Raw genomic sequence first — 25,599 nt, 5'->3', positions numbered from 1 at the left:
TGTCGGTTGTCACACTGGGTGTGTCTGTGTATCGCATCTCGAACAATGTGTGTTTCGGTAGTCGGTCCGTGACTCCCGAAAAATTCACCGCGTTGGGTGTCTAGTTGTCTCGGTACCAGGCCGGGAAGTCCCAGCCGCTGAAGAAGTCCTCGATGGGACCTTCGATGTCGGCCGCGTACCCGACCGTGTCGGCGCTGAACGTCAGCATCCCGATCGGCTGGGCCTGGTTGAGATTGACGAAGATCTCTTTCATCGCGTCGGCGAGCTCGTCCCGGCTCGTCGCGTTGTTCGCCTGCTGGTACAGGCCCTCCGCGTCCCACTGCGGGTAGTACCCCTGCGGGTTCGTGCTCCCGTCCTGCAGGAAGAACACGTCGCTGACGGTCGGGTTGAGCGGGTAGGTGTTGTAGCCGTAGATGACGCTCATGTCCCACGACTCCGCGCTCGTCACGTCACGCGGGCCACGGTTGAACGGACCGGCGTTCCACTCGGTCTCGCCCTCCGGCGCCTCCTGCTGGAAGTAGTTGGTCAGGAACTGCGAGGACTGGGTCGCGGTCGTCTCGACGACGATCCCCGCGTTCTCCTCGTACTCCTGAGCGATGAACTCCGCGAGGGACTGGTTGGTGTTCGACGACGCCGAGTGGTGCAGCGTGATCGTACACTGGTCCCCGTCGGGGTTGAGCAGGCGACCCTGCCCGTCGTAGCTGTAGTCGGTGTCCTCGATCGCGTCGCGGATGCGGCTCCGCGCGGGCTCGCCGCCGTAGAGGTCGCCGGTTCCGAACTGCTCGATCGCGGAGTCGTCCTCCGGGTAGAACGTGGACCACTCGGGCTGGAACGTGTACGCCGGGTCGGCGAAGCCACGGTAGATACCCTCGACGATCTGGTCCTTGCTGACGGCGCAGGCGAGCCCCTGGCGGAACGACTGCTCGCGGAAGAGGTTGCCCGGACCGGTGTTCCAGCCGTTGTCACGCATGTTCCAGGTGATGAGGCTCTGGAACGGCGTCGGCGTGATGTTCACGTCGACGCTCTCCATCTGCTGGAACTCCGAGACGCGGTTCGGCGGGAGGCCGGCCACGTCGGACTCGCCCGTCTCGAGCGCGCCGAGGCGGGAGGCCTCCTCCTGAACGACTTCGGACTCGATCCCCTCGAAGTACGGCGCTTCCTCGAACAGCGGATCCACGTCGGTCGCATCGCGCAGGTAGTACTCGTCGTTGCGCGAGAAGATCTGTGCGCTGCCACGGTCCCACTCGTCGAGCTCGTAGGCGCCGAGGTTCCCGGTGAACGTGAGCTCGAGCAGGTCGTCGTCCTGCTGGAGCCCTTCGGCGTCCTCCTCGGCGACGTACGGCTCCATGATCTCCTTCGGGATCGCGTAGAGGAGTGGCTCGTACGACTCGGGGTAGAGCACGTTCGCGTCGGGGAGCTCGATCTGGAACTCCAGCTCGCCGGTCTGTTCGATGTTGTACTCGGAGGGCCAGTTGGGCGCGTCGGGCGTCCCGGCCCAGCCGCCCTGGTGGATCTCCTGCACCTGGTAGACGAAGTCCTCGGCGGTCACCTGGCGCTCGTACTCGCCGCCGAACATGAGGTTGTCACGGACCTCCGCGACCCAGACCTCACCGTTGTCGGAGCTGAGGTCGTAGAGCTGCGGGAGGAACTCCGTGCCGGGCATGAACGTATAGCCCATGTCCATCGTGTAGCCGATCAGGGTGCCGACCCCGTCCACGTTGTTGTAGAGGGGGTTGAGCGTCGACGCCGCGTTGGCGATCGTCCGCTGGTACGGCCCCGTGCGCTCGGGCAGTTCCTGGCGCTCGGTCGCCGTCGGGGTGTCCGGCTCCGTGGCGTTCGGGTCCGGCTCGGTCGAGGTCGCCGTCGGCGTATCAGTGTCCTGCCCGCCCGTACAGCCGGCGAGGCCGGCTGCTCCCGCGATTCCGAGTCCCTGGAGCCACCGTCGTCGGTTCATCTTCGGGTGGCCGTTGTCGCCTTGCTTGGTAAGGTCAGACATGTGCTCTGCGTATTGCCGGAAACCCAATATAAAACTGTCGTTCAGTACCATGGTTGCTTTACTCATGGGTACCGCCTCCATATCGCCGCCAAACACCCAGACGGGACGACAGCCGAGCGTTTAACGCCCTCCCGGCTCGTCTGTCGTCGTGATGACCGTTCACCCCGACGAGCGCGGCGCCGAGGCGCTTCACCTGCTCGGAGTGATCACCGCCGCGGGGGCGTCGACACGGATGGGGGGGTTCCCGAAGCCGCTACTGACGGTCGACGGCCAGCGGTTCGTCGAGCGGCTGATCGAGCAGTACGAGCGAGTCGGCGTCGAGCCGGTGGTCGTGGTGGGGTACGAGGCTGCGGAAGTCCGAGCCCGGGCAGATCTCTCGGGTGCGACGGTGATCGAGAACGATCGGTACGAGGCGGGGATGCTCACGTCGGTCCGAGCCGGCGTCCGCGAGGCGCGGGCACGCGACGCCGACGGCCTGCTGCTCTCGCCGGTCGACTATCCCCTGATCCCGGCAGCGGCCGTCCGCTCCGTCGCCGAGGCGTTCGCCGCCGACCCCGAGGCGGACGTAATCCAGCCGGCCACCGACGGCGAGCGCGGGCACCCGCCGCTGTTCGCCGCCTCGACGTTCGACGCGCTGCTGAACGATCCGGCGACCGAGGAACGGGGAGCACGAGCGGTCGTCTACGCCGACGGCACCGACACGCGGACGGTCGACGTGGACGACGAGCGCGTATTCGTGGATATCGACACGCCCGCAGAGTACTGGGAGGCAGTCAAGACGTACACGTAGCCCGCCTCGGGCGCCCCATCAGAGTTCGGCGGGGAGCCCGTGCCGGACGCGGTTGAGCTGTGCGAGGATCGACAGCGCCACGTCCTCGGGGGCGCCACCGCCGACCTCGATCCCCACGGGGGCGTGGAGGCGTTCCATCGCGTCGTCGTCGATCCCGTCCTCACGGAGCCCCTCCCGGACGTGTTCGGCCTTCTCCTCGGAGGCCACGAGCCCGACGTAGTACGCACCGCGTTCGAGCGCTTCGGCCGCGGCGATCCGGTCGAACGTGCCGCTCCGGCTGGCGATCGCGACCGCGGTATTCGAGCCGACGCCGAACGCCGCGATCCCCTCGTCGTAGTCGCCAGTGAACGTCTCGGCCGCGGGGAAGCGCTCGGGGTCGGCGTACCCCTCCCGGTCGTCGACGACGAACGTGTCGTACCCCATCTCGTCGGCCAGCCGCGAGAGGGGAACGGCGATGTGGCCCGCTCCCGCGATCACGAGTTCCGGCGCACCGACGAGCACGTTGATGAACACGGCCATCTCGCCCCCGCAGACCATCCCCGTGTTGCCGTCGCGGGTGAGCTCCCAGCGTTCGGTCCGCGGTTCCCGTTCGGCGATCGCTTCGAGGGCGGCCTCCTTCGTGAGCGCCTCGACGGTGCCGCCGCCGATGGTGCCCTCGATCTCGCCGTTCTCCCGGACGAGCATCGTCGCGCCGGGCCCGCGGGGGGCGCTGCCCTCGACCTCGGTCACCGTGGCGATCGCCACCGTCTCCCCCTCGTCGGTGAGGTCGGCCGCCCGTCGGTGGACTCCCATTGGGCGTACTCGCGACGCTCGGGACTTAGGCGTGTCGTACGCGGCGATAGCTGATCGTCTCGTGAGGCTGTCGACACCCCCATTTCCGGGCCGCATATACCGTGGGTGGTTTATCCCTATTTGCCCAATAGGGCGCCTCTATCTCCCGGTTTTTAAGAAATTGAGAATCGGCACACCCCCCTATATCCCTCCGGTGCCATCTTCCAGATGTGATCGACGATGGCCTCTATTCCAACCGCGACCCGACGGCGCGTGTTGCAAAGCCTCGGCGTGGCCGGCGCGACGGCCGCGGCCGGCTGTATCTCGGCCCCCGCGGCTGAGGAAGAAACGACGGAGACGACCCCCCAATCCCCGAAGATGAACGGACAGAACTCTCTCGACACCGAACGCGTCGCAGCGAACCCGACTGCGATCCCGGGTCCGATCGAACGCGACAGCCCGAAGGCTGTGAGCGTGGAGATGACCACGCTCGAACAGGTGGCGGAGGTCGAACCCGGCGTCACCTACACGTACATGACCTTCGACGGCCGGATTCCCGGGCCGATGATCCGGGCCCGAGTCGGCGACCAGGTGGAGATGACGATCACCAACGACGAGGGGAACTCCATGCCCCACAACATCGACCTCCACGCAGTTCGCGGTCCTGGCGGCGGCGCGGAGGCGTCGATGGTCGCCCCCGGCGAGACGGAGACGTTCACGTTCAAGGCGACCTACCCCGGCCTGTTCATCTACCACTGTGCGGTCCCCAACCTGGACTACCACATCTCCAGCGGCATGTTCGGGGCGATCCTCGTCGAGCCCGAGGAGGGGTTGCCCGAGGTGGACAAGGAGTTCTACTTCGGCCAGCACGAGCTCTACACTACCGGCGACGCCGGCGAGGAGGGCCACCACGACTTCGACTTCGAGGCCATGAAGGCCGAGGACCCGACGTACGTCCTGATGAACGGCGAGAAGTACGCCATCACGCCGGACCGCTACGGCGCCCCGAGCCTCGAAGTCGGCGAGACCGCACGGGTGTTCTTCGTCACCGGCGGCCCGAACCTCGACAGTAGTTTCCACCCGATCGGGAACGTCTGGGATGAGGTCTGGCAGCAGGGCGCTATCGCGGGCCCGCCGAACAAGTACGTCCAGACGACGCCGGTCAAGCCCGGCTCCTGTGCGATCGCGACACTGCACGCGGAGGTACCCGGGCCGATCAAGCTGGTCGACCACGCCCTCTCCCGGGTCGCGCGCAAGGGGATGCTCGCCGTGATCAACCGCACGGGCGATCCCAACCCCGACGTGTTCGACCCCGGCGCCGAAAGCGGGAGCAGCGGCTCTTCCGGCACCGCCGACTTCGGCGGCTGGTTCGACGGCGTCGGGAACTACGACGGCGTCGTCGACCGGACGGGCGAGGACGAAGTGACCGTCCAGGTCGGCTCGCAGGCCAACGACGGCGCGTTCGGCTTCGGCCCGGCCGCCATCTCGGTCTCCTCCGGAACGACCGTCACTTGGGAGTGGACCGGCGACGGCGGCAGCCACGACGTGCAGGCCGACGACGGCAGCTTCGCCAGTGAGCTGACCGACGAGGCCGGCCACACGTTCAGCCACACGTTCGACAACACCGGGACGACGAAGTACTACTGCATGCCCCACAAGACGATGGGGATGAAGGGCGCTGTGGTCGTCGAGTAAGCAGCACCGGCCCCTTCCCGGCGGCGGTTCGTGCGTGGCGGGAACATTCGTCTCAGGAAGCCTGACTTTCCGGCACGGCAGTAACATTCAGGATGGACGAGGCCGTACGTACTGTCGTAATGACCTTCGAACTCGCTTGGCACGGCCACTCGACCTGGGCAGTGACCGTCGACGACACCGAACTCCTGATCGACCCGTTCTTCGACAACCCCAAGACCGACACCGATCCGGAGGAGCTGGACCCGGATCACGTCCTCATCACGCACGGCCACGCCGATCACATCGGCGACGCCGACCGCTTCGGGGGGAGCCACTTCGTCTCGACGCCGGAGATCACGGGCTATCTCGCGGACAACTACGGCATCGAGGACTCGACGGGAATGAACCTCGGCGGCACGGTCGAGCTCGGCGACGCGTTCGTCACGATGGTGCGTGCCGACCACACTAACGGGCTCGACACTGGGTACGGCGCCTCCGGGGGCATGCCCGCCGGCTTCGTGATCAGCGACAAGAAGCCGACACAGGAGGCCGACGCCGACAGCACGGCGTTCTACCACGCCGGCGACACGTCGCTCCACTCCGAGATGAAAGACGTGATCGCGCCGTTCCTCGAACCCGACGCCGCCGCGGTTCCCGCCGGCGACCACTTCACGATGGGGCCGGCACAGGCCGCGATCGCGGTCGACTGGATCAACCCCGACGTGGCGTTCCCGATGCACTACGACACGTTCCCGCCGATCGAGATCGACACCGACGAGTTCGTTCGCGAAGTGAAAGCGACGGGCAGCGACACCGAAGTAGTCGTCCTCGGCGGCGACGAGCGCTACACGCTAGCCGAGTAGCGGTACCGGAACGAGGGGCGGCGGGGTCCGGGCCGGCCGGGGCAGTAAGGTTTAGGCCCCGAACGGTCCAACCGTCGGCCGCGATGAGCAAACAAGTCACCACTGTCTCCGAGGACGGGTACGCGTCGACAACCGAGATCCGCGACTTCTCCGTCGACATCGACCCCGGCGGCGAGTCCGCGCCCGACACGCTCGAGTCGCTGCTCGCCTCCTACGGCGCCTGCTACGTGCCGGCGCTGCGCGTCGGCGCCAAGCAGCGCGACGTGGGCGAACTCGGCGAGATCGAGCTCTCGATCACGGGCGAACTCAACGACGACGACAAGCTCGAAAGCGTCCAGTTCGACATCGCCGTCGGCGCCGACGTGACCGAAGAGGAGGGCGCGGAGGCGATCGACCGCGCGTTCGACCTCTGTAAGGTCCACGACGCGCTCAAGAGCGACCTCCACGCCGAGACGACGTTCGAAGGCGACGCGTTCTGAGACGACGATTCAGCGGTCGAGCGTGAGCGCCGTCTTGCGGCGGTCGACCTCGATCGCCGGGTCGCGATCGTCCGCCTCCCGTCGCCGGTACTCGGCGTAGGTCATCACCTCGCCGTCGACGATGACGAGGTCGGTGCCGACCGGCGACAGGTCCGGCCCGTGGTCGCGCGACGCCTCGTCGCGAACGACGGGCGGTGTGCTACTCGTACCCATGCGTAGATGGTTCGAGGCAATCGAGATAAGTCTTTCCCGAACCCCCGGTAGCGGTCGTGTGAGTCGAGTTCTTTGCCCCCCGGAGTAGGGTGAAGGCTTTTGCTTCCCGGCGTCTCACCCACGAACGTGTCGGCACTCGAGATCCACCTCAACCGGGAGCGCCCCCGGGTCATCGACGCGCCGGGGTCGTTCGTGGCCGACGGCCCGTTCGACGTGGCGCTCGTGAACCACGGCGGCGGGGCCCACGTCCACCTCGCGCTCGACGAGCCGCTGGCGCGAGCGGCTCGGCTCCGGACGGAGACGGAGTACGTCGACCGGGAGACGACGGCCAGCGTCGGGGTGGAAGTCGCCGACCTCGACGAGCCAGTCACGGGGACGCTCACGGTGTCGACGGGCTACGGGAACGAGAGCGAGCATATCGAGCTCCGGGTGGAACCGTCCCGTGCCGAGGGGTACGGGATCGACGTCGACGAGGATCTCGGGCAGCCGCAGTCCGAGCCGTCGATCCGGGAGGCGCTCGACGCCGAGTCGGTCGGCCTGCTGGTGCTCGCCGGCGGCGCGCTGCTCGCGGCGGTCGGCGTCGCGGTGCTGATCGAGAGTTCGATCGTCGTCGCCGCCGCGGCGTTGGTGGCGCTCGTCACCGTCGTCGGGGTCGTCGTGGCGTTGATGTGATCGGTTATCGAGAGTCAGGGCTTTTCCTCGATCGTTGGGTACTGGGACAGCAACCGCGACAGCAACTCTATCGTTGGCGACTGAGACAGCTCTCGCAACAACAGCTCTATCGTTGACAACTTGCGACCGCAAGGTGCCGGACACAGGGTCCGGCACAGTACCGAGTCCCCACCCCTCCCCCGCGGCCTCGCGACCGGTGCGAGGCCGCGGCGTCCACCGCCACCGCACCGCAACCGCCACCGCATCGCGATGCCGGCCGACGCGCGCGACGACACTGCCAGCCACCCCACTCCGGGTGGCTCCGGGTGGATGGACTTTTGCCGTCGCCGTCGCCAGTTCCGGCCATGTCCACCGCAGCCGCCACCCGCGACGCGGTCCGCGAGCAGCCGTTCCTCCTGCTCTCGCTCCGTGCCGGCGTGCTCAACTACACCGCCGCCGCCGAGTTCCTCGACGTGGAGGGCGCCGACGACACCGACGCCGTCGCGACTGCGCTCCGACGGTTCGCCGACGAGCTCCCCGACTTCGAAACGGCCGACAACGACGCCCGCGTCCGGATGGAGAGCGGCGTCGGCGTCGTCGACTCGGGCAACGAGGAGGCCACAGATCCGTTGCTCTCGCTCGGCGGCGTCGCCGTCAGCCCGGACGCGGGGTCGATGACGGCCGTCGTCGCGACGGGTGAGGTCGGCACGACCGTGCTCGGGGCAGTCTGTGCTCGTCTCGACGCCGAGGCGATCGACGCCGCGGCGGCGGCAGTCGCCGAGGGGACGCTGCTGGTCGTCGTCGATCGACGGGAGGGGGTGGCGGCGCTCCGAGCGGTCGAGGACGCGCTCGCCCGGGTGCCCGCCTGAACCGGCGCCGCCGGCGGGAGTCCCGGTTCCGACGGCTTCAAACCGCCGGCTGGAGAACGCTCCTCCATGACCCTGTCGTTGACCGACACCCTGTCGGGCGATCGCGAGGAGTTCGAGCCGAGCGGCGACGCGGTTCTGCTGTACGTCTGCGGGCTGACGGTCTCCGACGACCCCCACCTCGGCCACGCCCGTCTCTGGGTGCAGGCGGACATCCTCCACCGCTGGCTCGCCCACGAGGGGTACGACGTGCGCCACGTCGAGAACGTCACCGACGTGAACGAGAAGATCACGGCCCGCGTCGGCGAGCGCGAAGAGTGGGAGAGCGAGGCCGACGTGGCCCGCCACTACACCGACGAGGTGCTCTCCCGGATGCGGGACCTGAACCTCCTGCGCGCGGAGGTGTACCCCCGCGTCTCCGAGCACGTTCCGGAGATCGTCGAGCTCGTGGAGACGCTGATCGGGCAGGGGTACGCCTACGAGTCCAACGGCTCGGTGTACTTCGACGTGAGCGAGTTCGAGGGGTACGGGAAGCTCTCGAACCAGACCGTCGGCGAGCTCGAGGAGCAGGGCGACCCCGACGAGCGCAGCGAGAAGCGCAACCCCGCGGATTTCGCACTGTGGAAGGCCGGCGGCGTCGGCACCGACGCGGTCGAGGAACACCGCAAGCACGAGCACGACGGCGAACTCCCCGATGGCCAGACGTGGGAGTCGCCGTGGGGCGAGGGGCGTCCCGGCTGGCACATCGAGTGCTCCGCGATGTCGATGACCCACCTCGGCGACACGCTCGACATCCACATGGGCGGGCAGGACCTCGTCTTCCCCCACCACGAGAACGAGATCGCCCAGAGCGAGGCCGCGACCGGGGAGCGCTTCGCGAACTACTGGCTCCACGTCGGCTTCATGCAGGCCGGCAGTGAGAAGATGTCCTCCTCGCTGGGCAACTACTTCACCGTCGGCGACGCCGTCCGCGAGTTCGGTACCAACGTCCTCCGGACGTTCTACGCCTCCGCGGAGTACCGTTCCCAGCAGGCGTACACCGAGGAGACGATCGAGGAGGCCCGCCGGCGCTGGGAGCGACTGGCGCGGGCCTACGAGACCGCCGTCGCCCACGCCGACAGCGCCGACGCAGTCACCAAGACGGCGGACGAGGAGTTCCGCGACGACCTCGCCGCGGCCCGCGCGGGCTTCGAGGCGGCGATGAACGACGACCTCAACGCCCGGGAGGCGATGGCGGAACTGCTCGAAGTCGCGACGGCGGTGAACCGCCACGTCGAGGCAGGCGCTCCCTACGACTACCGTGCGCTCCGTGACGCGATCGAGTTCTTCGAGGAGTACGGCGAGGGCGTGTTCGGTCTCCAGTTCGGCGACGTGACCGAGGGAGAGGCCGAGATCGCCGAGGACCTCGTGGAACTAGTGCTTGACGTGCGCGAGGCGGAGCGCGATGCCGGGAACTACGAACGCGCCGACGACCTCCGCGACCGACTGGCGGCGCTGGGCGTCGAAGTCGAGGACGGCGACGACGGGGCAGCGTACCGCTTCGAGTAGCGGCGTCTCGCTCCGAGTAGCTATTCACCGCCCGCGTCGGTCGTGAACAACTCCGTGTCTTCCGGAATCTCGAACAGACCGAACCTGACGCCGGCGTCGAGCCAGCCGTAGCCGTAGGAGAACGACGCCAGCGCGTTCACGGGGTCGTCGGCCTCGCGGAAGTGCCGGCCGTCGTCGAGGTAGGAGTCGGCCATCTCGTACGTCTCGGCGGCGGCTTCCCCCAGCGGCGTGCCCGGCGGCGCCGCGGGCTCGGCGGCGTCGAGGGCATCCGCGAGCATCTCGCCGTAGCGGTCGGTCTTCTCCGCGAGGTCGGCGGGCATAGTCGGGGGTCCGGCGCGCCGGCGGTAAGGCTATCGGAGCGCGGGCACTCCCGATTGGTATTGCACGGACGACACAACAACAGCATAACGTACATACCCCCGAACTTCGTAGGTTCCCACATGAGCGACACCGTCGAGGAAGCGGCCGAACACCGTCGCCTGATCATCGCCGGTACGGGGATCGCGGGGCTGACCGCGGCGATCTACGCCGGCCGATCGAACAACGAACCGCTGGTGTTCGAGGGGGACGAGCCGGGCGGCCAGCTCACTCTCACCACCGAGGTCGATAACTACCCCGGATTCCCCGAGGGGATCTCCGGGCCCGACCTCGTGAACAACATGAAGGAGCAGGCCGAGCGCTTCGGCGCCGAACTCGATCACGGGATCGTCGTCGACGTGACGCCGCTGGGCGAGGCGGACGGCACCGACGGCTCGCCGTTCCGTGTGGAGATGCGCGACGGCGACGTGTACACCTGCGACGCGTTCATCGCCGCCTCGGGCGCCTCCGCGCGGACGCTTGGCGTCCCCGGCGAGGACGAACTGATGGGGTACGGGCTCTCGACGTGTGCCACCTGCGACGGCGCGTTCTTCCGCGACGAGGACATGCTCGTGATCGGCGGCGGCGACGCCGCGATGGAGGAGGCGAACTTCCTCACCAAGTTCGCCGACACCGTCTACATCGCCCACCGCCGCGAGGAGTTCCGCGCCGAGGATTACTGGATCGACCGCATCATGGACAAGGTCGACGACGGCGACGTGGAGATCCTCTGGAACACCGAACTGACGGAGCTCCACGGCACCCCCGACGACGGGATCGACCACGCCAGCCTCGTCCGCCACCCGGACGGCCACCCAAAGGAGAAGTTCGAAGCCGGCGACGACAGCGTCGAGGCGTTCGAGATGGACGTGGGCGCGGTGTTCTACGCCATCGGCCACACGCCGAACACGGACTACCTCGACGACACGGGCGTCGAACTCGACGACGAGGGGTACATCGTCACCGAGGGCGGGCGTGACGGTGGACAGACCGCGACCGGCGTGGCGGGGCTGTTCGGCGCCGGCGACGTGGTCGACCACCACTACCAGCAGGCGGTCACCGCCGCCGGGATGGGGAGCGAGGCCGCACTCGACGCCGACGACTGGCTGGAACAGCGGGAACGCGCCGGCGAACTCGGCGTCGACGCAACGCCCGAGGCCGCCACGGGCGACGACTAACGATCACCGGCGAGGAGAGCTCTCACCGACGAGCCGAGACCCACAGAGCCTTACGTCCGACCCTCGACTCTTCAGTATGACCGATACGAAGACGTTCACGGTCGAAGGCCCCGACGGCGAAACCGACAGTGTCGACGTGCCGCCCGTGATGCTCGAGCTGATGCGCGACGGCGACGAGCCCGACGCCGAGATCCTCGCGGACATCGTGCTGCAGGCGTTCGCCCAGCAGGCTCACGCCCGCGTCCACCACGCCGAGGGCGGCGTCGCGAACGAGATCGAGGACGCAAACGAGACGCTCGAAGAGTTGTTCGAGGACCGCTTCGGTATCTCGCTGGCCGACGCGATGGGCCACCAGCACTAACGTCGCTCCCGTTCTCACCGCATTTCACCGTCTCCCAGCGGCGGCGCCGGGGTCAGAGTGTGCCGTTCCGGGCCATCTGCCGGACCGTCTCGGCCCGCTCCTCCAGCGCTGCCCACTCGTCCTCGTTTTTGTCGTCGACGTGGGAGTACATCAGCCCCATTCGCCCCGTCCCCCGGAGCGTCTCTTCGTGCTCCCGGAGGAACGTCCAGTAGAGGCTGTTGAACGGACACGCCCCTTCGCCGGTGTCCCGCGAGACCGCGTAGGGACACGACGAGCAGTAGTCGCTCATGCGGTTCACGTAGCTCCCCGACGAGGCGTAGGGTTTCGAGGAGAGTGCGTCGGTTGCGAACGAGCCCATCCCGACGACGTTGGGCGTGGTGACCCAGTGGAACGCGTCGACGAACCCCTGGTGGAACCACTCGTTGAGTTCGTCGGGGTCGGCGCCGTAGACGAGCGCGAAGTTCGAGAGCACCATCAGGCGCTCGATGTGGTGGGCGTAGCCTCGCTTCCGGACGTGCCCGACGGCCTCGGAAAGACAGGTCATCTCCGTCTCGCCGGTCCAGTACGCCGGCGGCAGCGCCTCCGTCTGCCCGAGTTGGTTCGCGTCGGCCATCGCGGGCATCGAGCGCCGGTAGACGTGCCGCATGAACTCCCGCCACCCCAGCACCTGCCGGACGAACCCCTCGACGCTGTTGATCGACGCGTCCCCGGCCTCGTACGCGCGCTCGGCCCGTTCGATCACCTCCGTCGGGCGGAGCAGCCCGAGGTTGATCGACGCCGACAGCAGCGAGTGAGACATCGCCCACTCGCCCTCGAGCATCGCGTCCTGATAGGGGCCGAACTCGGCGAACCGCGCGTCGACGAACCGCTCCAGCGCCTCGAGCGACTGCTCCCGGGTGACCGGCCACCGGAACGGCGCCGCCTCGTCAACGCCGACGAACGTCTCGAACGCCGAGTCGACCCACGACGCCACCTCCCGGGTGGTCTCGTCGGGCTCGAACAGCGGCGGCGCCGGCGGCTCCCAGTCGTCGGGGGGCGTCTCGCGGTTCTGTTCGTCGTAGTTCCAGTCGCCGGCCTCGGGTGAGTCACCGTCCATCAGCACGCCCGACCGACGACGCATCCATCGGTAGAAGTCTTCCAAGCGGTAGGTGGCCGAATCGCTCGTTTCCCGACGCTCTGCCCACCCGTCGAACTCGTCGGGAGTGAGGAGGAAAGTCGGGTTCGGGACGAACGAGAGGCGCCCGCCACGGCCGTCGACGAGCTCCCGGAGTCGGTCCGCGGCCCCGTGTGCGGCCGGCCGTGGCATCGTCAGGTCGTCCTCGGGGTGCGCCTCGAAGTGATCGTCGAGGGCGTCGCCGAACGTCTCGGCCCGTCGGTAGTCGACCGTGACGCCGCGGTGTCGCAGGTCCTCACGGAACCGACGCATCGCGGCGAAGACGAGCGTCAGCTTGTGGGGGTGGTACGGGCGGCGCTCCGCGAACGCCGTCGACTCGATCAGGAGGACGCGGTCGTGCTCGTCGAGGTAGTCGGCGGTGCGATCGAGGTGAGTGCCGAGCAGCCACAGCGTCATCGTGGGACTGGATGGTGGGCTGGGACGCGGGGCGGTTCCATGGGCGCGGTGTCGGCGGGATGGCGTAAAGTTCGACCGGCCAGTCGTCGGCCGGTGGAGTTTCCCTGCTGGGGCGGGACCGTCCCGTATGGAGTACGAAAACGTCCTTCGAGACTGGCTGCTGGGGCTGATCGCCGCGCTGCTGGCGGCGATCGCGCTGTCGACGACGCCCGCGGGCGAATCGTACCTCGGGATTCTGGAGCCACTGGTGGTCGTGCTCGCGCTCGTGACGTTCCTCGCGTTCGTCCTGATCACCGGCGCGTTCCTCGTCTACACTGCGAGCTTCCGGGACTGAGGCGTTCGCGGCGCACGTGGGTTTTTGTCACACCAGCACAACGATTCTCCATGGAGTACACCACGCTCGGCGACACCGGGATGCAGGTGTCACGTATCGCGCTCGGCTGCATGAGCTTCGGCGACCCCTCGTGGCGCGACTGGGTGCTCGAAGAGGAGGAGAGCCGGGAGTTGATCGACCGCGCGGTCGAGCTCGGGGTCAACTTCTTCGACACCGCGAACATGTACTCGAAGGGCGAGTCCGAGCGTATCCTCGGGAACGCGCTGGCGGAGTACGACCGCAACGAGATGGTTGTCGCGACGAAGGGGTACTTCCAGATGCGCGAGGGCGACCCGAACTCGGGCGGGCTCTCCCGGAAGGCAATCGAGCAGGAGCTCGACGACTCGCTCGACCGGCTCGGGATGGACACCGTCGACCTCTACCAGACCCACCGCTGGGACGACGACACGCCGATCGAGACGACGATGCGCGCACTCGACGACGCCGTCCGGCGCGGGAAAGCTCGACACGTCGGCACGTCGTCGATGTGGGCCCACCAGTTCGCCGACGCGCTGCACACCAGCGACCGCGAGGGGCTGGAGCGCTACGTCACGATGCAGAACCACTACAACCTCCTCTACCGCGAGGAGGAGCGGGAGATGTTGCCGCTGTGTGGGCGGGAGAACGTCGGCGTGCTCCCGTGGTCGCCGCTGGCTCGCGGCTTCCTCGCGCGCCCGCACGAGGAGCTGGAAACGACGACCCGCGGGCGGAGCGAGGCCGAGGCCGACCGCCATCCGTATCTGGCGAACGGGGGGCGCGAGGTGAACGAACGCGTCGAGGAGCTCGCCGCGGAGAAGGACCTGAAGATGGCCCAGATCGCGCTGGCGTGGCTGCTGCAGAAGGACGCCGTCGACGCCCCCATCGTCGGCACCACCAGCGTCGAACACCTCGAGGACGCCGTCGAGGCGCTCTCGGTGTCACTGAGCGCCTCGGAGATCGAGTATCTGGAGGAGCCGTACCAGCCGGTCGAAGTCTCAGGCCACGAGTAAGCGAGCCGTCCCGGTCGCTCGGGAGCCAAAAGTCAGATCGCGCGACGAGTCAGATGAGCCCTTCCGCAGCCAGCCGTTCGAACCCTTCTTTCAGTCGCTCCTCGCTGGCGGCGTAGGAGACCCGGGCGTACCCCGGAGCGTTGAACGCGCTCCCGGGGACCGTGGCGACGTGGGCGTCCTCGATGGCCGCGTCGGCCCACGCCACGTCGTCGCTCGGTCCCGAATCAGTCGGGATCATCGCGTAGAACGCCCCCTCGGGCTTCGGGATCTCCGTCCCGTGATCCGCGAGCAGGTCGACCACGAGGTCGCGCCGGCGCTCGAACGCCTTCACCATCGTCGCGACCTCACTCTCCACACTGCGCAGCGCCTCGACGCCGGCGTGCTGGACGAAGTTGGGGGCACACGTCACCGAGTGGCCGTGGATCTTCGACACCTGATCGACCAGGGGCTCGGGCGCGGCGAGGTAGCCCAGCCGCCAGCCGGTCATCGAGTACGCCTTCGAGAACCCGTTGACCGTCACCGTCCGCTCGGCCATCCCGTCGAACGACGCGAGGGAGGTAGGGTCGGCGTCGTAGGTGATCCGGTCGTAGATCTCGTCGGCGACGACGGTCACGTCGTGCTCGACCGCCAGATCGCGGACGCCTTCGAGTGCGGCGTCGGAGAACACCGCACCCGTGGGGTTGGAGGGGGAGTTCACGAGCAGCAGCTGCGTCTCGTCGGAGATCGCGGCCGCCAGATCGTCCAGCGCGGGTTCGAGATCGAAGTCGTGCTGACCCAGATCGACCCGCGTGAGGTCACCCCCGGCGAGTTTCACCATCGCCTCGTAGGAGACCCACGCCGGGTCGAGCAGGATCACCTCGTCGCCCTCGTCGACCAGCGCCTGCACCGTCTCGAACAGCGCCTGCTTCGCGCCGGGCGTGACGACGACGTTGCCGGGCTCGCAGGCGACGCCTTTCCCCTTCAGATCGGTCGAGATCGCCTTTCGGAGCTCCGGGATACCACTGGAGGAGGTGTACCCCGTGTGGCCGTCGTCGATCGCCTGCCGACCGGCTTCTCGGATGCGTTCGGGCGTCGGGAAGTCCGGCTCGCCCACGGAGAGGTCGACCACGTCGACGCCCTGTTCTTGGAGTTCGCTGGCCTTGTTGCCGACCGCGACCGTCGCCGACGGCTCGACGCGACCGACGCGCTCGGCGAACTCCCACTCGCGCTCGCTCATGGCAGCACCTCCACCATGTCGACCGCAGCGTCGACGGCGGCTGCACCCTTTTCGACACGTTCCCGGGCCTCAGCGCCGCTCTGTCCCGGCCCGGTGACGCCGAACGTGACCGGCGTGTCCCGATCGATCCCGACCGACTGGAGCGACTCCGCGGTCGCGTCGCTGATCACCTGATCGTGGTCCGTATCGCCCGTGACGACCGCGCCGACGACCGCGACGGCGTCGATCTCCTCCCGTCGGGCGAGCCGGTCTGCGGCCAGCGGGCTGTCGTACACGCCCGGTACGCGCACGGTCTCGCCGATCTCGACGCCCCGATCCACGGCGGCGTCTGCCGCCGCCTCCGCCATCCGCTCGGTGACGGAGGCGTTGAACTCCGCTACCACGAGTCCGAGATTCACCATACGCGATCCTCGGCACCGGCGAAGAAAGAACTACCGAAGCGGGCAGTCACGATAGCCGGGGCTCGCGGGTGGGGGACGCGGAGAAACACACAGCGGGCGGCGCAGTCCGGAACGACGAAGGCCTCTACGGCCAGTTGCCGTTGTCGGTGAACGCGTCGACGACGCGCTGGATCGCGACGACGTACGCCGCGGTGCGGAAGTTCGGCAGGTCGAAGCTCGCGTACGCGTCGGTGAGGTCGTCGAACGCCTCCGTGATGACCGCCTCCAGCTCCTCGTTGACGCGCTCCTCGTCCCAGTAGAAGCGCTGGCGGTTCTGGACCCACTCGAAGTAACTCACGGTCACCCCGCCGGCGTTGGCAAGGATGTCCGGGAACACGTGGACGTCCTTCTCGGTCAGCACGTCGTCGGCGTCGGGCGTGAGGGGGCCGTTGGCGGCCTCGACGATCACGTCGGCGCTGACGTCCTCGGCGAGGTCGCCGTCGATGGCGTTCTCCAGGGCCGCAGGCACCAGCAGGTCGACGTCCATCGTGAGCAGTTCCTCGTTGGTCAGCGCCTCGGTGTCCTCGTAGCCGGAGACGGAGCCGGTGTCACGCTTGAACTCCTTGACGTCGACGGGATCGAGCCCGCTCGGGTCGTGGACGGCGCCGGAGGAGTCGGAGACGGCGACGATGTTGGCGCCGAGCTCGTCGATGAGCTTCGTGGCGATCCAGCCCGCGTTGCCGTACCCCTGGACGGCCACGTCGGCGCCGACGATGTCCTTGCCGAGGTAGTCGAACGCCTCGCGAGCGGTGATCGCAGTCGATCGGCCCGTCGCCTCGACGCGCCCCTCGCTCCCGCCGGCTTCGAGGGACTTGCCGGTCACGACGCCGGGCTCGGTCGTGTTCTCCAGCGTCTCGTAGGTGTCCTTGATCCAGTTCATCTCCCGCTGGCCCGTGTTCACGTCGGGCGCGGGCACGTCCTTGTCCTCGCCGATGAACGGGCGCAGCTCTTCGGCGAACGACCGGGTGATGTTCTCGATCTCGTTCGCGGAGTGTTCCGAGGGGTCGATCACGATCCCCCCTTTCCCGCCGCCGTAGGGGATGTCGACGACGGCGCACTTGTACACCATCCACCCGGACAGCGCCTTGACCTCGTCACGGGTGACGCCGGGGTGGTAGCGAATGCCGCCCTTGTAGGGGCCGCGGTCGCCGTTGAACTCCGATCGGAACGCCTTGAAGCGCTGGATCGACCCGTCGTCCATGTCCACAGAGAGGTTCGTTTCGAGCACGCGCTCGGGGTACTTGAGCCGGTGGATGACGTCGTCGTCGACGTCGAGATAGGCGGCCGCGTCGTCGATCTGCTCCTGCAGACTCTCGAACGGGTTTACTTCGTCTGACATTCCGACACGAAATTCGCCCGTAGCTCGAATAAGCCTGCCGAAGTCCCGGCGGAACGTTTGTGAAGAACTACGGCTCGTCGTCCGCGGCTGCCCGCTCCAGCACGCGCTCGGCCTGCGCGATCAGCGGCGCGTCGATCATCTCGCCGTCGACGCTGAACACCGCACGACCCTCGCGTTCGGCCTCGTCACGCGCGTCCAGCACGCGCTCGGCCCACTCGACGCGTCCGGGCGCCGGCCTGAAGGCGTCGTTGATCACGGGCACCTGTGCGGGGTGGATCGCCATCTTCCCGTCGTACCCCAACTGGAGCGCGAACTCGGTGGCCTCCCGCAGCCCCGCCTCGTCCTCGAAGTCGGTGAACACGGTGTCGATGGCGTCGATCCCCGCGGCGCTCGCGGCCAGCACTACCTGCTGGCGGGCGTGCAGCACCTCGGTCCCCTCGTCGGTCCGGGTCGCACCCACGTCAGCGGCGAGATCTTCGGCGCCGAACACCAGCGCGTCAGTCGCCCGCGCGTCGGCGATGTCCTCGGCGCGAAGCACGCCGCGGGCGGTCTCCACCAGCGCGAGCAGCGCGGGCTCGGCGTCGTGCTCGTCGAGCAGGTCGGCCACCCACTGCACGTCCTCGGGCTCGGCAACTTTCGGCACCATCACGCTGTCGAGGCGCAGCGAGTCGGGCGCGTCGTCCAGCAGCCCGTCGAGGTCGGCGGCGGCGTCGACGCTCACCCGGACGGCTACCTCACAGTCGGGATCGAACGCCGGATCGGACAGCACCTCGCGGACCGACTCCCTCGCGGCGCCGCGCTGGCTCGGCGCGACGGCGTCTTCGAGGTCGAAACAGACGGTGTCGGCGCCCGACTCCGGCGCTTTCCGCATCAGTTCCGGGCGGTCGCCCGGCGAGAACAGGAGGCTTCTACGTGCCATACCCGTGGTTGGGTCGGCGCGGAGTATAACTGGTCGGGGAGTCTTCCCGCACGGAGGAGTCGGCAGCGTTTTGCGCTGACCGGCCGACCCCGCGGGTATGACGGGACGCTACTACGAGGAGTTCGAAGTCGGCGAGACGATCGACCACGAGAAGCGCCGCACCGTCTCGGAGTCGGACAACCAGGCGTTCTGTGACATGACGATGAACCAGCAGCCGCTCCACCTCGACGCCGACTTCGCCGGGGAGACGCAGTTCGGCGAACGGCTGGTCAACGGGCTGTACACGATGTCGCTGGCGGTCGGCCTCTCCATCCCCGACACCACCGACGGCACCATCGTCGCGAACCTCTCCTACGACAACGTCGAACATCCCAACCCCGTGTTCCACGGCGACACGATCTACGCGCGGACGACCGTGACCGACAAAAACGAGACTAGCGACGGCGAGCGCGGGATCGTGGAGATGCACGTCGAGGCGTTCAAAGTCGAGTCTGACGGGGAGGATACGCTCGTCTGTGAGTTCGACCGGACGGCGCTGAGCCTGAAGCGCGAACACGCCGAGTAGGGCGCGGATGGACCCAGTCACCGAGCGGCTCCGGGCGTGGCTCTCCCCCATGATCGCGGCCGCGGACACCGCGACGGTCGCACGACTCGGACTCGGCGTGATGCTGGTGCTCGCCGGGGTACACAAGCTGCTGGCCCCGGCGGCGTGGGCCGTCTACGTCACCGACTGGCTGGCGCCGTGGCTTGTCGTGAGCCCGCGGCTGTTCATGCTCGCGAACGGGCCGCCGGAGGTGCTCGTCGGCGCCCTGCTGCTCGCGGACCGCTACGTGGCGCCCGCGACGGCCGTCGCCGCCGTGTCGCTTCCAGTGACGATCCTCTACCTCGCGGTCGTCGCCGCCACGGACGGTCGGTTCGTCGACGTGTTGATCCGGGACGTGGGGCTGGCCGCGCTCGCGTGGGTAGTGCTGCTCGACGCGCTTGGGGCGGAGTGACGTGGCGGCGACGCTGGCGAACAGGCGATCGAACGGCGCCGCGGTGGGGGATCGCACTCACGCCCAGCGCCGCCGCGGTCGGAAAGTCAGGGCACGGGAGGCGTGCTCCCGTGATCCTATTTAAAGGACGGTGCCGTGTTTCTTGTCCGGCAGGTCCTTGTCGACGTCCTCGTAGAACGCGAAGCGGTTGACCAACTCCTGCCGGAGCGTCGACGGCGGCACCACGTCGTCGATCACGACCTCGCTGGCCATCCGGTGGGCGTCGATGTCTTGGCGGTACTCCTCGCGGAGCTCCTGCTCGCGCTGCTTGCGCTCCTCGGGGTCGTCGATGGCGTCGAGCTTGTTGGCGTACACCGCGTTGATCGCCGCCTCGGGCCCCATGATCGCGATCTCGCCGGAGGGGAGCCCGAGCACGCTCTCGGGGTCGTAGGCGGGGCCGCCCATCGCGTAGATGCCGGCGCCGTAGGCTTTCCGGACGACGACGGTCTGTTTCGGGACGGTCGCCGAGGAGGTGGCGTAGATGAACTTCTTCCCCTTCTCGAGGATCGCGTCCTTCTCGACCTCCGAGCCCGCCATGAACCCCGGCGTGTCACACAGGTACAGCAGCGGGATCTCGTAGGCGTCGCAGGTCCAGATGAACTCCGCGGCCTTCTCGGCGGCGTCGGGGAAGATCGCGCCCGAGCGGTGGTTGGGCTGGTTCGCGACGACGCCGACCGGCCGGCCGTCGATCCGGGCAAAGGCGGTGACGATCTCCTGTCCGTACTCGGGTTTCATCTCCATGACCGACTCGGCGTCGCAGATCCGGTCGAGCAGGTCGTGGACGTCGTACGCCTTGTTCGGGTTGTCCGGGACGACCTCGTCGATCCCCTCCGGAGAGAACGTGGGGTTCTCGGGCTCGGATCGGGGCGGCTTCTCGCCGGCCTTGTCCGGGAGGTACGTCATCAGCTTCGCGGCCATCGCGCGGGCCTCCCGCTCGTCTTTCGCGACGAGGTCGGCGCTGCCGGAGTGTTTGGCGTGGACGGCGGGGCCGCCGAGGTCCTGCATGTCGATCTCTTCGCCGGTCACCATCTTCACCATCCGCGGGGACGCGATCGCCATCGCGGACATCCCCTCGACCATGATCGTGAAGTCCGCGAACACGGGCGTGTAGGCGGCGCCCGCGATGCAGGGGCCGTACAGCACGCAGATCTGCGGGACGTACCCCGACAGCATCGAGTGGTTGTAGTAGTACTTCCCGATCCCCTCCCGATTGGCGAAGAAGCCGGTCTGCTGGTCGATCCGGCCCCCCGAGGAGTCCATCAGGTAGAGCACGGGGTTGCCGGACTTCAGCGCGCGCTGCTGCATCCGGAGGAACTTCTCGACGCCGCGACCCGCCATCGATCCTGCCTTGACGGTGAAGTCGTTGGCCATCCAGTGGACGTCCCGGTCCTCGAACGTCGCCGCCCCCGTCAGGAGGCCGTCGCCAGGCAGTCGGGTGTTCTCGTCGTACTCCTCGACCTCGGGGGAGTCGGGGTGCCACTCGTCGAACGCGGCGAACTTCCCGTCCTCGAACTGGACCCCGTCGGCGGCGCCCTCGCGGTCGGCGTCACCGGGGCCGCCCTCGCCGCCCTCGCCGAACCAGAGGTCCAGCCGGTCACGGACGAACAGTTTGCCCTGCTCGGGCAGGCGTTCCTTGTACTTCTCGGGACCGCCCCCGAGGATCTCCTCGATCTCCTCGCGGAGTTTCTCCTCGCGCTCGGTCGGTCCGAGGTCGTCGTCGAGGGGGTACTCCGTCTCGGGGGCCGTGGCGGTGGCCGCCGGTTCGTCGGCGTCGCCGACGAGCACCTCGATGTCGGCGCCGAGATGTTCGGCCAGCGCGGCGGCGACCGCCGACGCCTCCTCGTCGGTGGCACCGTCGCCGATGCGGACGTGCATACGGGAGTCGTCGGCCGAACGGGGCAAAAAGGGTCCGAAAATGGAGTCAGTCGGCTGAACCGACTGCTCGTCGCCGTACTGTCGGTTATTCGTCGCCGTACTCGTAGAACCCGCGGCCGGTCTTCTTCCCGAGATCGCCGGCCTCGACCTTCCGCTTCAGCAGGTACGCGGGCGTGTAGCGGTCGCCGAGCTCCTCGTGAAGCGTCTCGCTGGCGTGGAGACAGACGTCGAGGCCGATGTGGTCGGCGAGCTCGAGCGGGCCCATCGGGACGTTGGTGCCGAGCGTCATCCCGCGGTCGATGTCCTCCTTCTCGGCGACGCCCTCGTCGAACGCGCGGATCCCCTCGTTGATCCAGGGCATCAGGATGCGGTTGGTGACGAACCCGGGCTTGTCGTCGGACTCCCACGTCTCCTTCCCGAGATCTTCCGCGAACGCGTGCGCGAGGTCCGTGGATTCGTCGGCAGTGCGCTCGCCGGTGACGACCTCCACGCCGTCCATGATCGGGACGGGGTTCATGAAGTGGAGGCCGACGACGGCGTCCGCGCGCTCGGTCGCGCTCGCGATCGTCGTGATCGACAGCGTCGACGTGTTGGTCGCGAGCAGCGTCCCGTCGTCGAGCGCGTCGTCGAGGTCGGCGAAGATCGACTGTTTGAGCTCCATCTCCTCGGGCGCGGCCTCGACGACGATCTCCGCGCCCGCGAGATCGTCGAGCTCCGTGGTCCCCGTGATGCGCGCCTTCGCGTCCTCGGCCTCCTGCTCGCTCAGCGCGTCGCGGCCGACCAGCCGCGAGAGCGAGTCGTCGATCGTCTCGAAGCCGCGCTCGACGAACGACTGCTCGATATCCCGCATCACCACGTCGTAGCCCGCGGTCGCGGCGACCTGTGCGATCCCGGCGCCCATCGTCCCGGCGCCGACGACTCCGACCGTCTCCACGTCGTCCAGTCCGTACATAGTCGGCGCTGGGCCCGGCAGCACCGTAAGGGTAGCGACAACCGCCGGACTGCATCGCTCCCGCTCTCTACCACGGATCGCAGGGTAGAAGCGCTCTACGTCCTGTCCTCGGCGGTCGGATCACACAAAGCTTCAAGTGCCTTTGGGAACGATTGCGAGCCAACGTGACCCGCCTGCTAGAGCATCTGATGGCCGACGTCGACGAGGAGGAGCGGCGCTCGGTCGACGCGCCGACCGACCTGAAGTTCGTCGGCCCGGCGACCGCCGACGCCGTCGAGTCGGCCGGGTTCTCCGCACAGGACATCCTCGAGAAGGACGTGTCCTACCGGATGCTGCTCGAAGCGGGGGTCAATCCCGGCGTTGCCGCGAAGATCCGCCGCCACCACTCGCTCTCGTGGTCGTTCGACAACGACGGGGATCTGGACCGGCGGTCCGAGCAGGTCCGCGGGCTCGGCGACGAGGAGGCCGCGTGGGTGGCCTCCAGCCACGGCGAAGACGACGGGGAGACGACCGGCGACGCGGGAGAAACGAACGACGGCGAATTCGACGAGGAGGCGGCGTGGATCGACGAGTCGGCCGGGAGGCCCGAGACCCTCGACGAGGTGGAAGCTGACGACGGAGACGATACCGACGACGAGGCGGCGTGGGTCGCGGACGCCACGAGCGGCGGTGACTCGGCGACCGCCGACGGGAGCGGCGACCCGCTGGCGGCCGAGGCGGCCTGGCGCGAGCGGTCGAAGCCGACGCCGCTGACCGACATCTCGGGGATCGGGGAGAGCTACGCCGAGCGGCTGGCGGAGGCGGGCGTCACCTCGGTCCGGTCGCTCGCGACCGCCAGCCCCGAGCTGTTGTCCGACGTGACCGGGATCCCCCGAGATCACCTCCAGCGCTGGCACCGCGAGGCGAGCGAGCGGGCGGACTGAGCCGGCGCGTCGACGGCGCTGCTCCGCCCCGGGCGACGAAGCCTTTATACCTGAAGCATCAACACTGATACGTAGATGGCGAAATCCGGGCAGGCGGTTCCGTCAGGGGTGGCTTCCCGGTGAGCATCGACATCGCCACCCGCGGGACGTCCCTCCACGTCACGGACAGTATCGAGCAGCGCCAGTGCGTGCTGCGGATGCCCGAACCGGCCGCCGCGGAGTCGATCGACGGCGATCGGTTCTACTTCCCGGTCGACGCCGCCGCACGGATCGACACCGAGAGCATCACGCTCGGGAGCTACGTCGCGACGTTCGTCCGGAACGGGGAGGGCGACGTGGTCGCCCAGATGGACCGAACCGACGGCGTCGATCTCCCCCCGGGCGAGTACCTGATCGAACTCGAACAGCCGGTGAAGCTGTACGTGCGGGTCGAAGGCTCGCTGACCGTCGAGACCAACGGGATGACGACGACGGTCGGGACCGACGGCGATCTGTTCGTCGCCGGGCGGTCTCGGCACAACCACCCCGCGGGGACGATCACGACGACCGAAGAGCCCCGCGAGATGATGCGCGCCGTCTCGGCGATGTCCTCGTCGCTGAAGACCACCTCCGTCGAGCGGTCCTACCCGGCGCTGCGCGGGCACCCACCGGAGATCGAACTGGGCGACGAGCTGGAGATCTCGGACTCGATGGTTGCCGCGGATGCGGGCGTCCGTATCGAGGTGCCGCCGCGGCTCCGGTTCGTCTACGCGGTCGCGCCGCTCGCGTTCTACCTCGGCGCCGAGGTGGTGCCCGGGAACGTCCCCCAACTTGTCGGTGAGGACGGGTTCAGCTACCGGCTCGACGGGCCGGGCGGGTTCGAGGAGACCGTCGCGGAGACGCTCCAGCAGACGCTGTTGTTCGACTGCGTCGCCCGGACCGAGGGGTTCTACGAGGTCGAACTCGCCGAACGCGACGACGTCGACGCACTGGTCGACCTCGACTGGGCCGACCTCTACGGCCGGTCGCTCTCGGAACAGTTGGACGCCTACCTTTCGGTCCCCTTCGAGCGGATCGCCGACTGCGTGCCCAAGTGGAAGACAGCGGGCTACGTCGCGCCCGAGCCGGAGAACGCCGAACTGCTGCCGTACCTGCTCGACGATCTCGCGACAATCAAGACGCCCGCGGGGGAGGCGACGACCGCCGAACAGGTCCAGACCGACTCGCTGTTCGACTTCGCGCGTACCGGCTCCAGTCCGGACGCGGCCACCCTCGCCGGGCCGACGCGCAGTTCTGCACGCAGCACGGGAGACGGGGGGGCACAGACGCCCGAGGGACCACTGCCGGACTTGGTCGAACCGGAACCGACCGGCGCGTTCGAGACGGTCTGGGCCGACGACGGCGTCCCCGTCGGCGGTATCAAGGCGTCCGTCGATGGCTACCGCAACCGTCTCGACCAGATCCCCTCCGAGGAGATCGGTGTCACCGTCGTCGTGAACGACGAGGGGATGACCGAGGAGAGCGATGTCGCCGAGGAGGTGTACGGCGACGACACCGAGTTCCCGTTCGACCTCCGGGTGTACCGTAACCTCACGACCGAGCGGCTCAAGGCCGTCTTGGAGACCGAGCGGGAGTTCCTCCACTACGTCGGCCACGTCGAATCCGACGGTTTCCAGTGTACCGACGGTCGACTCGACGCTCGTACCGTCGACTCCGTTGGCGTCGACGCGTTCTTCCTCAACGGCTGTGCCTCCTACGACCAGGGGATGGCGCTGCTCAAGAACGGCGCTGTCGGCGGCGTCGTCACACTCACCGAGGTTGTCAACAGCGGTGCGACGCGGGTCGGAAAAGCGATGGTGAAACTGTTAAACTACGGGTTCCCACTCCACTCGGCGCTTAGCGTTGCGAGTAAGCAGTCGTTCGTCGGTGGACAGTATTCAGTCGTTGGTGACGGCGATGTCGACATCGTGCAAGGGGAGAGTATCGGAGCGCCGATCACGGATATCGAACAGGTCGAGGATGGCTATATCGCGAGGGTCCAACTGTATCCCGACTCCGATCTGAGTACCGGCGGAATGGCGTCGATAGACATCGGCGACGACAGACGTCAACACCTCGCTCCAGGAGTTTTGGGGGAGGTATTCTATTCGGATCTCGAAACTCTCCTCAACGATGCTGAAGACGATCTCGTCCGTTACGATGGGGAGATCAAGTGGCTATCGGACCTTTCGCAGTAAGCGGTT

The 25,599-nt window shown here is 68.0% G+C and carries 26 protein-coding genes and 1 pseudogene; 16 read left to right on the top strand and 11 right to left on the bottom strand.

What is annotated here, in order from left to right; all coding sequences use genetic code 11:
• Window positions 1-100: 100 nt before the first annotated feature.
• Window positions 101-1,996: an ABC transporter substrate-binding protein gene (locus BN1959_RS04195; protein WP_053947459.1), complete on the bottom strand. Its 1,896-nt coding sequence runs from the start codon at window positions 1,994-1,996 to the stop codon at window positions 101-103.
• Between the two features lie 151 nt (window positions 1,997-2,147).
• On the opposite strand from BN1959_RS04195, the gene BN1959_RS04190 reads away from it, so the two are divergent.
• On the top strand, window positions 2,148-2,786 hold the full coding sequence (locus BN1959_RS04190) for a nucleotidyltransferase family protein (protein WP_053947458.1): 639 nt from the start codon (window positions 2,148-2,150) through the stop codon (window positions 2,784-2,786).
• An 18-nt stretch (window positions 2,787-2,804) separates the two neighbouring features.
• On the opposite strand, the gene BN1959_RS04185 is transcribed toward BN1959_RS04190, so the two are convergent.
• On the bottom strand, window positions 2,805-3,578 hold the full coding sequence (locus BN1959_RS04185; protein ID WP_053947457.1) for an XdhC family protein: 774 nt from the start codon (window positions 3,576-3,578) through the stop codon (window positions 2,805-2,807).
• A gap of 219 nt (window positions 3,579-3,797) precedes the next feature.
• Here BN1959_RS04185 and nirK point away from each other — a divergent pair.
• The 4 genes and pseudogenes from nirK to BN1959_RS04170 all read left to right on the top strand — a co-directional run.
• A pseudogene (nirK, locus tag BN1959_RS04180) lies at window positions 3,798-4,877 on the top strand (copper-containing nitrite reductase); the annotation flags it as partial.
• On the top strand, window positions 4,860-5,252 hold the full coding sequence (locus tag BN1959_RS15215; protein WP_237560357.1) for a halocyanin domain-containing protein: 393 nt from the start codon (window positions 4,860-4,862) through the stop codon (window positions 5,250-5,252). The pseudogene nirK and the gene BN1959_RS15215, both read left to right, overlap by 18 nt.
• A 119-nt stretch (window positions 5,253-5,371) precedes the next feature.
• Entirely contained in the window at window positions 5,372-6,094 is a 723-nt protein-coding gene (locus BN1959_RS04175; RefSeq protein WP_053949311.1) for a metal-dependent hydrolase, read from the top strand.
• 83 nt (window positions 6,095-6,177) lie between these two features.
• Window positions 6,178-6,573, top strand: coding sequence for an OsmC family protein (locus tag BN1959_RS04170; protein ID WP_053947456.1), 396 nt, complete (start codon window positions 6,178-6,180; stop codon window positions 6,571-6,573).
• 9 nt (window positions 6,574-6,582) lie between these two features.
• Here the strand turns inward: BN1959_RS04170 and BN1959_RS04165 are convergent, their stop codons facing one another.
• Entirely contained in the window at window positions 6,583-6,786 is a 204-nt protein-coding gene (locus BN1959_RS04165; protein ID WP_053947455.1) for a hypothetical protein, read from the bottom strand.
• Between the two features lie 126 nt (window positions 6,787-6,912).
• Here BN1959_RS04165 and BN1959_RS04160 point away from each other — a divergent pair, with 126 nt between their 5' ends.
• From BN1959_RS04160 to cysS, 3 genes are all read left to right on the top strand, one after another.
• Complete coding sequence (locus BN1959_RS04160; RefSeq protein WP_053947454.1) at window positions 6,913-7,458, top strand: DUF7524 family protein; 546 nt, start codon at window positions 6,913-6,915, stop codon at window positions 7,456-7,458.
• A 344-nt stretch (window positions 7,459-7,802) separates the two neighbouring features.
• On the top strand, window positions 7,803-8,306 hold the full coding sequence (locus BN1959_RS04155; protein WP_053947453.1) for a DUF7523 family protein: 504 nt from the start codon (window positions 7,803-7,805) through the stop codon (window positions 8,304-8,306).
• Window positions 8,307-8,372: 66 nt separating this feature from the next.
• On the top strand, window positions 8,373-9,851 hold the full coding sequence (gene cysS / locus BN1959_RS04150) for a cysteine--tRNA ligase (protein WP_053947452.1): 1,479 nt from the start codon (window positions 8,373-8,375) through the stop codon (window positions 9,849-9,851).
• A 20-nt stretch (window positions 9,852-9,871) separates the two neighbouring features.
• Here the strand turns inward: cysS and BN1959_RS04145 are convergent, their stop codons facing one another.
• On the bottom strand, window positions 9,872-10,171 hold the full coding sequence (locus BN1959_RS04145) for a DUF357 domain-containing protein (RefSeq protein WP_053947451.1): 300 nt from the start codon (window positions 10,169-10,171) through the stop codon (window positions 9,872-9,874).
• A gap of 120 nt (window positions 10,172-10,291) precedes the next feature.
• Between BN1959_RS04145 and BN1959_RS04140 the strand changes: the two genes are divergently transcribed.
• Both BN1959_RS04140 and BN1959_RS04135 read left to right on the top strand, forming a co-directional pair.
• The gene (locus tag BN1959_RS04140) at window positions 10,292-11,386 is read left to right on the top strand and encodes an NAD(P)/FAD-dependent oxidoreductase (protein ID WP_053947450.1); all 1,095 of its coding nucleotides are present in this window, start codon (window positions 10,292-10,294) and stop codon (window positions 11,384-11,386) included.
• A gap of 76 nt (window positions 11,387-11,462) precedes the next feature.
• Window positions 11,463-11,747, top strand: a complete 285-nt coding sequence (locus BN1959_RS04135; protein WP_053947449.1) for a DUF7545 family protein — start codon at window positions 11,463-11,465, stop codon at window positions 11,745-11,747.
• Between the two features lie 52 nt (window positions 11,748-11,799).
• Here the strand turns inward: BN1959_RS04135 and BN1959_RS04130 are convergent, their stop codons facing one another.
• The gene (locus BN1959_RS04130) at window positions 11,800-13,317 is read right to left on the bottom strand and encodes a cryptochrome/photolyase family protein (protein WP_053947448.1); all 1,518 of its coding nucleotides are present in this window, start codon (window positions 13,315-13,317) and stop codon (window positions 11,800-11,802) included.
• Window positions 13,318-13,444: 127 nt separating this feature from the next.
• On the opposite strand from BN1959_RS04130, the gene BN1959_RS04125 reads away from it, so the two are divergent.
• Window positions 13,445-13,651, top strand: a complete 207-nt coding sequence (locus BN1959_RS04125) for a hypothetical protein (RefSeq protein ID WP_053947447.1) — start codon at window positions 13,445-13,447, stop codon at window positions 13,649-13,651.
• 50 nt (window positions 13,652-13,701) lie between these two features.
• Window positions 13,702-14,679 (top strand): aldo/keto reductase, encoded by a 978-nt coding sequence (locus BN1959_RS04120; protein WP_053947446.1) that lies wholly within the window; start codon window positions 13,702-13,704, stop codon window positions 14,677-14,679.
• Between the two features lie 49 nt (window positions 14,680-14,728).
• On the opposite strand, the gene BN1959_RS04115 is transcribed toward BN1959_RS04120, so the two are convergent.
• From BN1959_RS04115 to BN1959_RS04100, 4 genes are all read right to left on the bottom strand, one after another.
• Window positions 14,729-15,895, bottom strand: coding sequence for a pyridoxal phosphate-dependent aminotransferase (locus BN1959_RS04115; protein ID WP_053947445.1), 1,167 nt, complete (start codon window positions 15,893-15,895; stop codon window positions 14,729-14,731).
• Complete coding sequence (gene ribH, locus BN1959_RS04110; protein ID WP_053947444.1) at window positions 15,892-16,296, bottom strand: 6,7-dimethyl-8-ribityllumazine synthase; 405 nt, start codon at window positions 16,294-16,296, stop codon at window positions 15,892-15,894. The genes BN1959_RS04115 and ribH overlap by 4 nt, the downstream gene beginning before the upstream one ends.
• A 124-nt stretch (window positions 16,297-16,420) precedes the next feature.
• Window positions 16,421-17,674, bottom strand: a complete 1,254-nt coding sequence (locus BN1959_RS04105; RefSeq protein ID WP_053947443.1) for a Glu/Leu/Phe/Val family dehydrogenase — start codon at window positions 17,672-17,674, stop codon at window positions 16,421-16,423.
• A 67-nt stretch (window positions 17,675-17,741) separates the two neighbouring features.
• On the bottom strand, window positions 17,742-18,593 hold the full coding sequence (locus BN1959_RS04100) for an HpcH/HpaI aldolase/citrate lyase family protein (protein ID WP_053947442.1): 852 nt from the start codon (window positions 18,591-18,593) through the stop codon (window positions 17,742-17,744).
• 97 nt (window positions 18,594-18,690) lie between these two features.
• Between BN1959_RS04100 and BN1959_RS04095 the strand changes: the two genes are divergently transcribed.
• Window positions 18,691-19,158, top strand: coding sequence for a MaoC family dehydratase (locus tag BN1959_RS04095; RefSeq protein ID WP_053947441.1), 468 nt, complete (start codon window positions 18,691-18,693; stop codon window positions 19,156-19,158).
• 7 nt (window positions 19,159-19,165) lie between these two features.
• Window positions 19,166-19,588: a DoxX family membrane protein gene (locus BN1959_RS04090; RefSeq protein ID WP_053947440.1), complete on the top strand. Its 423-nt coding sequence runs from the start codon at window positions 19,166-19,168 to the stop codon at window positions 19,586-19,588.
• 120 nt (window positions 19,589-19,708) lie between these two features.
• On the opposite strand, the gene BN1959_RS04085 is transcribed toward BN1959_RS04090, so the two are convergent.
• Window positions 19,709-21,502, bottom strand: coding sequence for an acyl-CoA carboxylase subunit beta (locus BN1959_RS04085; protein ID WP_053947439.1), 1,794 nt, complete (start codon window positions 21,500-21,502; stop codon window positions 19,709-19,711).
• Window positions 21,503-21,587: 85 nt separating this feature from the next.
• Window positions 21,588-22,454, bottom strand: coding sequence for a 3-hydroxyacyl-CoA dehydrogenase family protein (locus BN1959_RS04080; protein ID WP_053947438.1), 867 nt, complete (start codon window positions 22,452-22,454; stop codon window positions 21,588-21,590).
• A 164-nt stretch (window positions 22,455-22,618) separates the two neighbouring features.
• On the opposite strand from BN1959_RS04080, the gene BN1959_RS04075 reads away from it, so the two are divergent.
• The gene (locus BN1959_RS04075; RefSeq protein WP_237560299.1) at window positions 22,619-23,377 is read left to right on the top strand and encodes a helix-hairpin-helix domain-containing protein; all 759 of its coding nucleotides are present in this window, start codon (window positions 22,619-22,621) and stop codon (window positions 23,375-23,377) included.
• Between the two features lie 119 nt (window positions 23,378-23,496).
• Entirely contained in the window at window positions 23,497-25,593 is a 2,097-nt protein-coding gene (locus tag BN1959_RS04070; RefSeq protein ID WP_053947436.1) for a hypothetical protein, read from the top strand.
• Window positions 25,594-25,599: the final 6 nt, after the last annotated feature.

It is taken from the genome of Halolamina sediminis (assembly GCF_001282785.1).
Classification (GTDB): Archaea; Halobacteriota; Halobacteria; order Halobacteriales; family Haloferacaceae; genus Halolamina; species Halolamina sediminis.
The sequence above is the reverse complement of the archived record's forward strand: the minus strand, read 5'-3'. Positions and strand labels throughout refer to the sequence as shown.